Raw genomic sequence first — 12,993 nt, forward strand, 5'->3', positions numbered from 1 at the left:
CAATCCGACAGGGCATTCGTTGGAATTGTGGGTGATCGTTACCAAATTGGTTCATCCGACTATAGCGGCCGACCGGGCATAATCATAGGGTAACTTAAATGGAAAAGGATATGGAGGAGGGCCACTTCATCGGGAGGGGAGAGAAGCGATGGGCGATCCATACCTGACCGTTATCGTACCGGTACACGAAGACGTCAGCGAAATAGCGGAAACGATAGATAGTATATTAACCCAGGATTACCCATGGATTGAGCTGCTCGCCGTTGATTGCTCCGTGCACGGGAATCCGGACTTGCTGACGGCGCTTGACCGCTACGGAGGGAAACGGCTGCGAATCGTGCGCGAGCGGGGATTGACGCGGACGGCGGCCTTCAATCAAGGGATTTCCTTGGCCGAAGGCGGTCTGCTCGGCTGGTTAAACCCCGGAGACCGCTATCTCCCGGGCGCGGTCCGCACAGCCGTCCAGGCTTTGGAGGCCAACCGGAGCTGGGCGATGCTGTACGGCGGAGCCTGTTATCGGAACGAGCGCGGCGATTTGACCGCTCCTTATCCGACGCGCCCGTTTGATCCGGATGCCCTCATGGAGGACTGCTTTCTGTGCCAGCCAGCCGTTTTCTTTCATAAAGAAGCGGCTATCGCCGCCGGAAAGGCCGACGAATCGCTGGAGCTGTGCGCAAATTACGATTTATGGATCCGGATTTCAAAATCGTTCCCGGTCGGGTACATCCAGCAATGTTTGGCGACGACGCGCCTATACGACGACGAGAATGCGAAGAGGCTTTGGAAAGAGAAGGGGCTTAGCGAAGTCTTCCGGCTGTCGCGGAAAAACTACGGTACCGTCGCCTGGAAATGGGCTGCGGAATATGCGGAATGCTACAAGTCCAACGAGGTTTCAAGGCTGTTCGAACAATTGAAGGCCCATGGTATTTTCAAGCCGTCCGCCATTATTTTGAGCAGCGACCGGTACCCGGATAACTGGCTGCCGTACCACGCGAACATTACGCTCCAAATGGACCCGGCCGACCCCGTACACGTTCTGCGGATTAAAGGCAGTCACGATTTCCTTTCGAGGTTCAAAAAACTGCATTTTACCGCTCGCGTCAACGGATTCCAGGTCGGGAGCTATGAGGCGGCGGGCGATTCCTTCGTCATCGAGATTCCCATTCGCTGCAGCCTTGTTTATTGCAACGTGGAGCTTCATACGCATGAGCGATTCAATCCGGCGGAGCAGCTCGGCACCTCCGATTTCCGGGATCTCGGATTCGTTGCGGAGGATATAACTGCGCTTACGGCCGAGGAATATCGGTTTTATCAAACGGTTCAACGGGGTCTTTAGGCAATCCCGAACCGGCGGCCGGCTTACGGCAAGCGGAAGGCGGGAACAACCGAAGCTTAACGAAAGGGGAGGCGATGGATGAACCGTTTGAAGGCGAAAGTCCGGACGAAACCTTCCGCCAATCGGTTGAAGCGCAGGGGAGCGGCGAAAAGAACGGCTAAAAAATCAGGTACGCGAAGGCTCATCCGGCCCGGTCCGCGGCGCAAACGAACGCTGGGGCGGAAGCGGCTTGGCCGCAGGCGGCTTGCGGCCCGCCGCTCCTCGCAGCGGCATTCCGCCGCGAGCCTCCCTTTGGTCAGCGTCATCATGCCGTCCTACAATCAGGCAACCTATATCCGGCAGTCGATCGACAGCGTCATCGGCCAGAACTATCCCCGGCTCGAGCTTATTGTCGTAGACGGAGGCTCCACGGATGGAACCGTGGATATCCTGAAAAGCTACGAGCGGCTAGGGGCGGAGAGGTTTCGGTTCATATCCGAACCGGACCGCGGGCAGGCACATGCGCTGAACAAGGGCATCTCGATGGCCGGAGGGACGCTCCTCGGCTGGTTGAACTCGGACGATACGTATCGTCCGGGAGCGGTCAATCGGGCGGTACGGGCGCTGTCCGATCACCCGAATTGGGCGGGCGTTTACGGCCATGCGGATTATATCGATGAAGCGGGGGCCGTCCTGTATCCTTACCCGACGAAACCGTTCGATCCCGGTCTTCTGCCCGAGGAGTGCTTTATTTGCCAGCCGGCTGCTTTTCTAAGGAAAGACGCCGTCCTGCAGGCGGGGGGATGGGACGAATCGTTCAGGTTTTGCATGGACTACGATTTATGGATCAGACTTTCGAAGCATCGTCCGATGGGATTCGTCCAAGAGCGGCTGGCCAATTCGAGACTGCATAAAGAAAGCAAAACCGTCACGATTTGGACCGAAACGGGACTTCCCGAAGTGTTCCGCTTAAGCCTGAACAATTATGGCCGAATCGCGAACAAATGGGTGGCCGAGTACGCCCATCACCATTGGCCCAAAGGCGCCCTTTGGCTGCTCGAGCAGTTCAACGCCCATCGCGTGTTCGGCGATTCTCCGGCGGTCGCGGCCGTCAATCAATACGAAGATTCGTGGTGGCCGCCTAGTGCCGAATTGACGCTCCGACCGGCCGGCACCGGCAAACCGGTCCATACCCTGCTGATCGAAGGCCGCGGCGCGGCTTCGTATTTTGACCGGCTGCATTTCACCGCATTCGTCAACGGCAGCCCGGTTCAAGCTTATGAGGTACCGCCGGATTCGTTCGTATTGGAAATTCCCGTACACAGCGACCGGGAGACGATTTCCGTCGAGCTCCGTCTTGAAGAACGATTTTGTCCTGCGGAACGCGGCCTGTCTTCCGACGATCGAACGCTGGGGTTTGCAGGAGTCCGGGTTATTCCGCTCACGCCGAAGGAATACGACTTTTACAGCGCATATAAAGCCAATCCTTCCCATATCCCGAGCTGGCTGCTGCATTTTGACCGGGCTTAGGCGGCAGAAGTCCCAAGGAAGAGCGAAAACAAATCCAAACGTCACGGGAGGAAAACAATGAAAGCACTGGTTACCGGTATTTCCGGTTTTGTCGGCAGTCATATGGCGGAATATCTGCTCGGGAACAACGTGGAGGTTTTCGGCACGACGCGCCATCGAAGCCGGATGGATCATATCCGCCATCTGACGAAGGATCTGAACCTGGTGGAATGCGAGCTGCGGGATCCGTTCTCGGTCGAAAATTTGATCAAAAGCGCGAAGCCGGATTTGATCTTCCATCTTGCGGCGCAAAGCTTCGTGCCCACGTCGTGGAATTCGCCGATGGATACGATCTCCAACAATATTTCGGGCCAAATCAACATCTTCGAAGCGGTCAGGAAGCTGGATTTGGACTGCAAAATCCAGGTCGCCTGCTCAAGCGAGGAATACGGCCACGTCGAGCCCCACGAAGTCCCGATCAAAGAAACGAACCCGCTCCGGCCGCTCAGCCCGTACGCCGTCAGTAAAGTCGCGCAGGATTATTTGGGGTACCAATACCATCAAAGCTACGGGCTTCATGCCGTCATCACCCGTACGTTCAATCATACCGGCCCCCGGCGTGGCGAAAACTTCGTCACGTCCAACTTCTCCAAGCAAATCGCGCAAATCGAGAAAGGGCTGCAGCCTCCGGTCTTGTACGTGGGCAATCTGAGCGCCAAAAGGGACTTTACCGACGTCCGCGATGTAGTCAAAGCCTACTGGCTGGCACTGGAAAAAGGCGAGCCGGGCGTATCCTACAATATTGCCTCCGGATTTTGCGTGACGATCAAGGAAATGCTTGATTTGCTTCTGTCCTACAGCCAAGTCGAGATCGAGGTCAAAACGGATCCGAGCCGGCTGAGACCGTCCGACGTGGAAATTCTTCTCGGGGACTACCAGAAATTCCATCAGCAGACAGGCTGGAAGCCGGAAATTCCGTTCGAGCAGACGATGGAGGATCTTCTGAACTATTGGAGAGCGCGTGTTTGACAGATGGGAGTGTAAACCATGGCCAAACTGGCAGTAAAACCCTCCAGAAGAAAGTCCGTCAGAAGACGGAAAATACGCGCGGCCTTACCGAAAAGCAGGTCTCGCAAACGAATGAAAGTCAAGAAAAAAATCATCATCATCAAAAAGACGAAGATCGTAAAAGGAAAGAAAATACGGGTGATCGTGCGCAGGGTCCGAGGTAAAGGAAAGAAAAAGGGCGGCGCACACGCAGCGTCCCCGCAGGTAACCAAGGGGATCAATCTATTCGGATTTACGCGGGCGGAAATGGGAATCGGCGAGTCCGGCCGTTTGGCCGCCCGGTCGTTGGAGACGACCGGCATTCCGTTCGGCATTTTGAATTATACGGAAACGAACCACCGGATGGACGATCTGACATGGCGGCACAAAGAGATGAACGAGGCCAGGTACAGCATCAATCTGTACCATTTGAACGCCGACAATATGCGAGGAGCCCGGCGTTTCTTCGGCGAAAATGTTTTTATGGCTCCGAACCGGTACCGGATCGGCTATTGGCACTGGGAGCTTCCGGATTTCCCGGAGGATTCCGCCGCCCAGTTCTGGCTCGTGAACGAGGTTTGGGTCCCGACCAACTTCGTACTCGACAGCATTTCCAAAAAAGCGACGGTTCCCGTCGTCAAAATTCCTCATGGCATCGAGGTAAACGTCGCTCCCGAATATAACCGGGCTTCGTTTGGTCTTCCCGACGATCGCTTCCTGTTCTTTTCGATGTACGACACTCAAAGCTTTCGCGAACGAAAAAATCCTCAAGCTGTCATCGAAGCATTCAAAATGGCCTTCGAACGAAACGATCCTTCCGTCGGACTCGTGCTGAAGCTGAACAATCCCAACATTCATCCGAACGATGCGGAAGTGCTGCGGCAGCTGAAGGAAGGCTACGACAATATTTATTTGATTTCCAGCATCCTCCCGAAACGCGTCGTCAATGCCTTGACGAATTGTACCGACTGCTTCGTGTCGCTGCACAGGTCCGAAGGCTTCGGCCTCGGCCTCGCGGAAGCGATGTATCTGGGCAAGCCGGTCATCGGGACGGACTGGTCCGGCAATACGGATTTCATGAACAGCACCAATTCATGCCCCGTCAGCTACGGCATCGTCCAAGTGGGCGGCAACTACGGTCCCTACAAAGCGCACCAGTTCTGGGCGAATCCCGACGTCAGGCATGCCGCGGGCTACATGCTCAAGCTTGTCCGGGAGCCCGAATACCGCAGGCAAATCGCGGAGGCGGGCCAGAGGACGATCCGCAGCGAATATTCGCCGCAGGTCGTAGGCGAAATGATGAAGCAGCGGCTGCTGCGGCTCGGCCTGTTATAGAAGGGCTGCCGCTTCGGCAGCCCGCTTCCGCTGCAGCGAACGATTTACGGAGTACGGGAGAGGATCGAAAATGAAAGTGGCGGTAACGGGCGGGGCCGGATTTATCGGCTCTCATATCGTAGAGCTGCTGACGGCCGAGGGACATGAGCCCGTCGTGATCGATAATTTCAGCACGGGCCGGCGGGCCAATGTGCCTTCCGGTGTCCGGCTGCATGAAATCGATGTCTCCTCGTCCGGGCTCGAAGACGTGTTTAGGCGCGAGCGATTCGATTCGGTCATTCACCAGGCGGCGCAGGTGAAAGTGCCCGAGTCGATTCGAAACCCTTATGCGGACGCGCGCAGCAACATATTGGGATCCGTTAACGTTCTGGCCTGCTGCCGGACATTCGCGGTCAAAAAACTCGTATACGCATCGTCCTGCGCCGTTTACGGAGATCCGGGAGACGTAAGCATCGAGGAATCGGTGTCTGTCCACCCGCTCTCCTTTTACGGGTTGTCCAAAAATGTCCCGGAACATTATATGAAGCTTTTCGGCGAGCTGTGCGGCCTTTCGTATACGATCTTACGATATGCGAACGTTTACGGCCCGCGGCAGTCCTCCGGGGGCGAAGGGGGAGTCGTCTCGATTTTTGCCGAGCGCTTAATCGGCGGAGAGGCGCCGGCGATTTACGGGACCGGAAACCAGGTCCGCGATTTCGTCTATGTCAAGGACGTCGCGAAAGCTAATGTGCTGGCTTTGGCGGACACCGGCAGCCATGTGCTGAATATCGGAAGAAACGAGCGAACGAGCATTAACGAGCTGTTCGCCTTGATGGCATCGCTGAACGGTACACCTGTCGTTCCGCGTTATTTGCCGCCCCGCGAGGGGGATATCGAATTCAGCAGGCTGGACAATACGGCGGCGCGGCGGGTTTTGGGCTGGAAGCCGGCCTATGATTTGGAGGACGGCTTGAAAGAAACGCTGGACTATTTTCGCAGCCGCATCAGTCCGTGAATACAAGAAGCCGTCCCGCCTCTTCTGGCGGGACAGCCCCGGCGCCGTTTTATAGCGTGCTTAAGAAGTGATGGAGAATTTTTCTCGCAATAAAATTGCGATCCGATTGAATCAGCTCAAGCCACTCGTCGGATTGAAGGAAATTGGTCAGCAAGACGATTTTCGATTCTCCCTGCTGCAGGCGCATGACGTGGCCCTCGAATCCTTCCTGGTCAGGCGCTCTGCACAGCACCTCAACGTATAAGTGGTGGACGTAATGGTCCGGCGGCAGGGCCATGAGCCGCTGCAGCTTGCCGATTACGGTTTCCTGAGCGTCCGGCGGAAGCGAAAGCGGCCCTTGCATGATCATGGAGGCTTCGGCGCTGTTTAAGATCCCGATGATCACATCGTTCTTGGTAACGCCGGATGCCATCAATTGCAGATGATCCTGCACATCCTGCGCACTCGCTTCACGGTTAAGCGCCGTCTTGAACATTTCTTTCACGAAATCGTCCGGGTTGTATTGGTACGCCCGGTGCAGAAGCTGGGCAATTCTCATCCTTTTTCCCTCCTGTCGGCTTCATAAGTGAAGGTGAGTTAATAAAGCATATGTTACCGGCCTTAATTGGTTTGGGCATATTAGCGGCGCTTTCGCAAGACGCGGGTTAAAAGGAGGTCAGACAAACATGTCCATTCCGATCGTGTTTATTCACCAGGGAGACAGCTTTTACTTGAAATACGCGCTGCTTCAAGCCAAACTATCGAATCCGCACTGCAAAGTATTTCTGATCGGCGACGAGGCGAACCGTAAATATAACAGCTCTTACGTCGAACACGCCATGATTTCGGATTACGACGAGGATGTCGGGCTGTTTGCCTCGCTGTATCAGCATATCGGGCCGAATTCGCCGGCCTTCGAAGCGTTCTGCATTCAGCGGCTGTTCATTCTGCGCAACTTCATGGCCCGAAATGAGCTGATGCACTGCTGCTGCCAGGATTCCGACGTGCTGCTGTTTATGGACGTCAGCGAGCGGAATTTTCAGGAATGCGACATTATTTTCAATCACCGCGGCATGAACAATCTGGATACGCTCCGGCAATTCTGCTCGATGATCCTCGATCATTACAGCGAGCGCGCTTTGTTTGAACGTATCGAGCATTTTCTTCCCTCTACGGGGTGCCCGGGTATTTCCGATATGGTGCTGATGGATTACTACAACACGATTTTCCCGAATGAGATGCACATGCTGGCAAGCCGCATCGACCGCGCTTATTTCTGCGGCAACATTAATATTGCGGAAGATTTCGAAACGATCTACGACCGGAAAAAAGTGTACCGCATCGACGGCAATTTGTACTGCAAGCATATGCCGTCCGGAGCGTGGGTCCGAATGAATTCCTTTCATTTTCAAGGGGCCGACAAAATGTACATGGAGCCGTTTTTTCTCCATAATTTTCACTATCGCCATCAAGATGTCTATTATTTCGATTATGCATCCGCGCTCTGGCAGCCGGTTTAGCCGCAGGAGGTGCCCGAATTGTCCATTCCGATCGTGTTCATTCATTACGGGAGCTGCGAATTTCTGGTATACAGCCTGATGCAGGCGAAAGCAACCAATCCGGATGCGGAGGTTTACGTGATCGGCGATGACGACAGCTGGACGGATGTGATCGGCGATGTCCATTTCATTCCTTTGGAGCAATTTGCGGGCCGGTCCGGTTTTGCCGGAAGATACAGGCATGACAGCCCGAATCCCGTCGAATACGAATGGTTTTGTTTCGAACGCTTTTTTATGTTAAAGGATTTTATGATTCACAGCGGATTGCGGAAATGCTGGTACCTGGATTCGGATATTCTGCTCTATATGGGCGAGAAAGAAAGGAAGCCGCTGAAATCGGATATTGTGTTCAATCATTACCGTTTTCGGGATTTAAGCGCATTGGCGCATTTTTGCGATTTTATCATGGAGTGCTACGAGAACGAGGCGTCTTATGGGCAGGTACTGGATTTTCATCAGACGCTCCCGTATTATACCGGCATATCCGACATGGTTCTTCTGGAATACTTCCGGTATTTGTTTCCCGAGGAAGCGGGGATGCTTGCCGAAGAAGCCCGCTCCTCGTTTATTTGCATCAATATTAATATCCCGGAAGAGCTGGAAGAGGCGGACGGAAAGAAAAAGGTTTATTTGAAAAACGGGGTTCCGCATGGCAGACACGCCCAAACAAAACGCTGGGTCCGTTTAGGTCTGCTGCATTTCCAGGGGACGGCGAAAATGTACATGGAACCGCTCGTTCAATACTTTATCCCGGATTCAACGGACGGGATCCTTTATCTTGATTATGAATCGGGCTTATGGCTCCAAGGGGGAGATTGAGGGATGTCGATTTCACATAAACTGCAGCGGCTGTTCCAGCTGGAAGACGACGAATTCGTTATCGAGGCGTTCAAGCAGTTTCTGAACCGGGAGCCGGAACCGGAAGCGCTGAGCGGCCACCTGGAGCTGCTGCATGCCGGTGTGCCGAGAATTAACATCGTACTCGGGATTATGCTCGGCGCGGAGGCGGACTACTTGTATCACCTGCCTTACTAACCCCAGCGAATGGAAAGGAGAGGTCCATGGTGACCATCGCCCGGGCGCTGCAGCGGCTCGTAAACTTGGATGGATACGAGTTTATAACCGAACTGTATAAGGAGCTTCTGTCAAGAGAGCCTCATGCGGCGGAATTTGACTACTGCGCCAATATGCTGGACTTCGGCACGCCGAAGCTGACGCTGGTCGCGGAGCTGCTGCAAAGCGAGGAATCCGCACTGCACAACGTGCTGCGGAATACGGACGCTCCGAAAGGCGCTTATTGGTCGACTCTGGAATGGTTTCATACTTTCCGTGCCCAATTTCCGAACTCGGGTGCGGTGTATATGCCGCTCCCGTCGGACGACAGCGCGATCTCGTTTGATCAGCCGGGTCTACCGTTTTTGTTCGACCCCGGAATGCCTCCGCAGCAGTTCGTGGCCGTGGTTCCCGAAGGCCGGGTGGCCGGTCCGTCAGGGAGCGTCATTTCTCCCGACAATATGCTGCTGTGGGATGTGGGAATCGAATTCAACAAGCCGGCCGAGCCTCAATACCACTCCGTTTTTTCGGAATGGAGCTATCTGGAGGCGGCGTCCACGAGAGAGACCGTCGGCGTTCTGACATCGCCGGGGAGCTACAATTATTACCACTGGATGTTCGATGTGCTTCCCCGCATTGAAATGATGCGGCAGAGCGGACTGCAGGTGGACCGATACGTCGTCAATCGGGCGGGCGGGCATGCCTTTCAACAGGAGACACTGGAGATGTTCGGGATCTCCGAGGAACAGCTGATCGAGTGCGGCGAGCACCTGCACCTGAAAGCGAGAAGGCTCGTCGTCCCTTCAATGGCCGGTTTTTCCGGCCATATGCCGAAACTTGCCTGCGTGCTGCTTCGGCAGGCAATGCTGACGAAAGGACGAAGGCCGGCACATGTTCAGAGCCGCCGCATCTACATCAGCCGCTCGCTTGCGGAGAATCGGCGGATCCTGAACGAGCACGAAGTGATCGAGCACCTGCAGAGGTTCGGATTCCAGCCGTTGACGCTGGAAACGATGAGCGTCGCGGAGCAAATCGCCGTTTTTGCAGATGCGGAAGCCGTTGTCGCTCCTCACGGAGCGGGTCTGGCCAATCTGGTGTTTTGCCGGCCGGGCACGAAAATCGTCGAGCTGTACCATCCGGGCAGCGTCAACCCGTGCTACCTGGCGCTTTGCCAAAAAGTCGGCCTGGTTCACCGCGGTATCGTCGGCGAGGAGCATCCTTCGCATCCGGACCGGCCCTGCCGGCCGGGCGATATGGATGTCGATATCGGGCGGTTGAACGTTGAACTGCAGTACCATGCGATCCTATAGAGATGGAGAGGAGCAATGACGATGCTGCACGATCGTTTCGCGGAGATTGAGCAAATGACCGCTTCCATTCAAGGCTGGGTATCGGACAAAGCGGGCATGCGATTATACGAGCTGGCACGCTTTCACGCTCCGACCGGCATTGTAGCGGAGCTGGGTTCCTGGAAGGGCCGGTCTACCTTATGGCTGGCGCACGGGATTCTGGATCGCGGCGAGGGCACCGTATTCGCGGTCGATACGTGGAGAGGAACCGAGACCGAGCCCGGACATGCGGAGCTGCTGGTCGGCTACGAAGAGAACCAGCTGTTTGAAGAGTTTAAGGATAATCTCGGAAAAGCGGGTGTTCTGCACCTGGTCCATCCGATCGTCGGCGATACGGTCCAGACGGCTCGAAATTTCCAACCGGATTTGCCGATCGGGCTGTTATTCATTGACGCCTGCCATGATTACGAAGCGGTCAAAGCCGATTTCGAACATTGGAGCCCGCTCGTCGCGGACAATGGCTACATTGTGTTCGACGATGTGCCCGCATGGCCCGGACCGACTCGGCTGGTGTTCGAGCTTCCGCCGGGCTATATGATCCGGTCGATCTGGGAAAGCAACTGCGTCGTCAAAAAAATGCACCCTTCGGACATTACGATTGCGGACCGGCTGCGGCATCTGATGCAGCTGTCCATCCTGGATCGGGAGCATTTTATACGTCTTTTCTACTTGGAGGCGCTGAATCGCGAGCCGGCGGAGCAGGAAAAGGCTGCCGGGCTTCAAACGCTCGCCGGAGCCGAATTGACGGAATGGATCGCCCGAATGTTAACGAGCCCGGAAGTATTCGGCGGTTAATAGCGCGAGCCCTTGGATGAACGAAATTTCATCCAAGGGCTCGCTTCAATAGAGGGGCGTTCATCCGGACAGGCCTCGCAAAAAGATCCCGTTCACCTCCAGCACTTCCCCCGTGCCGGGATCGGTAAAGTTGCTTTCATAACAAAATAAGGTGAAGCCCAGTTGCTTCAAGCAGGCGATCATCTCGTCGTAAAGCATCTGGCCTTCATACAGTTGAGCGAACGCGAGCTCGATTTCGATGGCCGTTGTCCGTTCCAAAATGCGGCGGGCGCCTCTCATGACGGCCATTTCATTCCCTTGGACGTCCAGTTTCAAATAAATGCTCTGCTCTCCCGGCAGTAGTCCGGCGCAAACCGTATCGAGCCGCTTGACGCGTACGATTTCGGTTCCCGTATACTGCGATTCGGGAGCGCTGGCCAAATGCCGGTCAAGCATGGGGAGCAGGGAGCTGCTTTCCGAATTGCCGGCCAAATAAAAACGGGCGACGCCTTCTTCGGCGCCAAGCGCGACCTGGCGGCACACCCAGTTCGGATCGCGCGAGGCAAGATGAGATAACTGGGCGAATTCGGCGGATGCGGGCTCGAAGGAAATCATGGTCCCGCCGTATCCGGAATGCCGGATATAGTTGGCGAATGCGCCGGTATTTGCGCCGCAGTCCAAAAAGGCCGTAATGCCGCCGCTGCTTAAAATCTCCATTCTGAATTGATGGAATTGCTCCGGTTCGCAGTAATATCCGTCCAGCGTTTGATGAATCATCTCTCCGCCTTCTTTCACACCGCGAACAGGTGCCGGATCGCCTCCAGCACGGCATCGTCGCGTATCGATTTCGACACTCGTATCGCATGAATATTAAACAGCCGCATAAGGGCTCTGCATTCCGCCCGGCCAAGATCATCAGGCGAAAGCAAGTAGTCCAGCCCGCCCTCGACATAGGGATCGGTCAATTGAAGGCCGCCTCTCTCCATCCGCATCGTATACATTCGATTCTCGGTTCCGTATGGGTACGCAGCGCGATCGGTGTTTTCCGCTTCGGGGACGAAAACCAAAAGGCCTTTCCTCCGAGGGGGGCGGCGGGCTTCGACCGCGCTTCTGAGCACGCTCCGGATCGGCCGGATCGGATCATCGTCCAAAAAAACTTGAATGCCGGCAAACAGCTCCGGATACCGGTTGGCCCATTTGACCACGTTTTCTTCAATCCGCTCGTCTCGGCTCTTTTCCGAGTGCAAGTCAAAGCTTGCGCCGAGCTTATGATAGACGTACAAATTGGGGATCAGCACATTTTTATAGCCCGCCGTTTTGGCCCGGAAACACCAGTCGCCTTCTTCGCAGTACCCTTTTCCGTAGGTCTCGTCGTCAAACACGCCGATCCGGTCGATCACGTTCCGGTTCATCGCCATGCAAAAACCGATGGCTGTCGGCAGCTCGATCGCCTCGCCGGAACCATACAATCGAAAAATAGCGTCCACTTCATCGACGGACATCTGCTCCGGCAGCTCATGCCCCTCGTTTGAAATTGAAGGAAACGAGCAGATCCAGGCATTGTTGGAAAACGGCGATACGGAAGCGATCCCGGGATCGAGCAGTATCGGGCTGATTAAACGGCCGATCCAATTTTTGGGGACGACCGTATCGGAATTGAGCAAAATCGCGTGATTGAATGACATTCCCATGCCCAGGTTTGCATTTTTCACAAATCCATAATTATGTTCATTGTGGATGACGACCAGCTTCGTTAAATGCTCGGATTTCGCGTGCCGGTGCAAACGGTCCAAATACGGCTTCATTCTCGGATCCGTACTGCAGTCGTTGATGAGATAGAGATGATAGGGAGATTCCGAGTTTCGAAGTACGGCCTCGATGCACCGCTTGACATAATCGAAAGAATTGTAGATCGGGATAATAACATCGACGGTTTCGTTTGGGACTGCGGCAGCCATGCCGGACGCGCCTTTCATGACCGCGTGCAGGCGTTCATTGATCCGGTTGTCGTGAACCAAAGGATTCCCCCCTAAAACGCTGACGAAACGCTCTTTCGTATATCGTATGAATGCCGGCAAA

13 protein-coding genes are annotated in these 12,993 nt (G+C 55.1%); 10 read left to right on the forward strand and 3 right to left on the reverse strand.

The genetic code is table 11. From position 1 onward, the window contains the following. The first annotated feature begins 148 nt into the window (after positions 1-148). From PD282_RS06190 to PD282_RS06210, 5 genes are all read left to right on the forward strand, one after another. A complete protein-coding gene (locus tag PD282_RS06190; RefSeq protein ID WP_274649471.1) occupies positions 149-1,336 on the forward strand; it encodes a glycosyltransferase in 1,188 nt (395 codons plus the stop codon). Between the two features lie 78 nt (positions 1,337-1,414). Next, on the forward strand, positions 1,415-2,845 hold the full coding sequence (locus PD282_RS06195; protein WP_274649472.1) for a glycosyltransferase family 2 protein: 1,431 nt from the start codon (positions 1,415-1,417) through the stop codon (positions 2,843-2,845). A gap of 57 nt (positions 2,846-2,902) precedes the next feature. Then, positions 2,903-3,853, forward strand: a complete 951-nt coding sequence (locus tag PD282_RS06200) for a GDP-mannose 4,6-dehydratase (RefSeq protein ID WP_274649473.1) — start codon at positions 2,903-2,905, stop codon at positions 3,851-3,853. Between the two features lie 111 nt (positions 3,854-3,964). Continuing rightward, a complete protein-coding gene (locus tag PD282_RS06205; RefSeq protein WP_274649474.1) occupies positions 3,965-5,206 on the forward strand; it encodes a glycosyltransferase family 4 protein in 1,242 nt (413 codons plus the stop codon). A 70-nt stretch (positions 5,207-5,276) separates the two neighbouring features. Further along, complete coding sequence (locus PD282_RS06210) at positions 5,277-6,200, forward strand: NAD-dependent epimerase/dehydratase family protein (RefSeq protein ID WP_274649475.1); 924 nt, start codon at positions 5,277-5,279, stop codon at positions 6,198-6,200. A gap of 49 nt (positions 6,201-6,249) precedes the next feature. On the opposite strand, the gene PD282_RS06215 is transcribed toward PD282_RS06210, so the two are convergent. Then, entirely contained in the window at positions 6,250-6,738 is a 489-nt protein-coding gene (locus PD282_RS06215) for a DUF4214 domain-containing protein (protein ID WP_274649476.1), read from the reverse strand. Positions 6,739-6,865: 127 nt separating this feature from the next. On the opposite strand from PD282_RS06215, the gene PD282_RS06220 reads away from it, so the two are divergent. The 5 genes from PD282_RS06220 to PD282_RS06240 are packed head-to-tail and all read left to right on the forward strand — an operon-like array spanning position 6,866 to position 10,935. Then, a complete protein-coding gene (locus PD282_RS06220) occupies positions 6,866-7,699 on the forward strand; it encodes a hypothetical protein (protein WP_274649477.1) in 834 nt (277 codons plus the stop codon). Positions 7,700-7,717: 18 nt separating this feature from the next. Beyond that, the gene (locus PD282_RS06225; RefSeq protein WP_274649478.1) at positions 7,718-8,557 is read left to right on the forward strand and encodes a hypothetical protein; all 840 of its coding nucleotides are present in this window, start codon (positions 7,718-7,720) and stop codon (positions 8,555-8,557) included. Between the two features lie 3 nt (positions 8,558-8,560). Continuing rightward, a complete protein-coding gene (locus PD282_RS06230; protein WP_274649479.1) occupies positions 8,561-8,773 on the forward strand; it encodes a DUF4214 domain-containing protein in 213 nt (70 codons plus the stop codon). A 26-nt stretch (positions 8,774-8,799) separates the two neighbouring features. After that, entirely contained in the window at positions 8,800-10,101 is a 1,302-nt protein-coding gene (locus tag PD282_RS06235; protein WP_274649480.1) for a glycosyltransferase family 61 protein, read from the forward strand. A 21-nt stretch (positions 10,102-10,122) separates the two neighbouring features. After that, a complete protein-coding gene (locus PD282_RS06240; protein ID WP_274649481.1) occupies positions 10,123-10,935 on the forward strand; it encodes a class I SAM-dependent methyltransferase in 813 nt (270 codons plus the stop codon). Between the two features lie 60 nt (positions 10,936-10,995). Here the strand turns inward: PD282_RS06240 and PD282_RS06245 are convergent, their stop codons facing one another. Then, entirely contained in the window at positions 10,996-11,691 is a 696-nt protein-coding gene (locus PD282_RS06245) for an FkbM family methyltransferase (RefSeq protein ID WP_274649482.1), read from the reverse strand. A gap of 14 nt (positions 11,692-11,705) precedes the next feature. Beyond that, the gene (locus PD282_RS06250) at positions 11,706-12,932 is read right to left on the reverse strand and encodes a glycosyltransferase (RefSeq protein WP_274649483.1); all 1,227 of its coding nucleotides are present in this window, start codon (positions 12,930-12,932) and stop codon (positions 11,706-11,708) included. Between the last annotated feature and the right edge of the window lie 61 nt (positions 12,933-12,993).

Origin of the sequence: Paenibacillus humicola (assembly GCF_028826105.1) — a bacterium.
Classification (GTDB): domain Bacteria; phylum Bacillota; class Bacilli; order Paenibacillales; family Paenibacillaceae; genus Paenibacillus_Z; species Paenibacillus_Z humicola.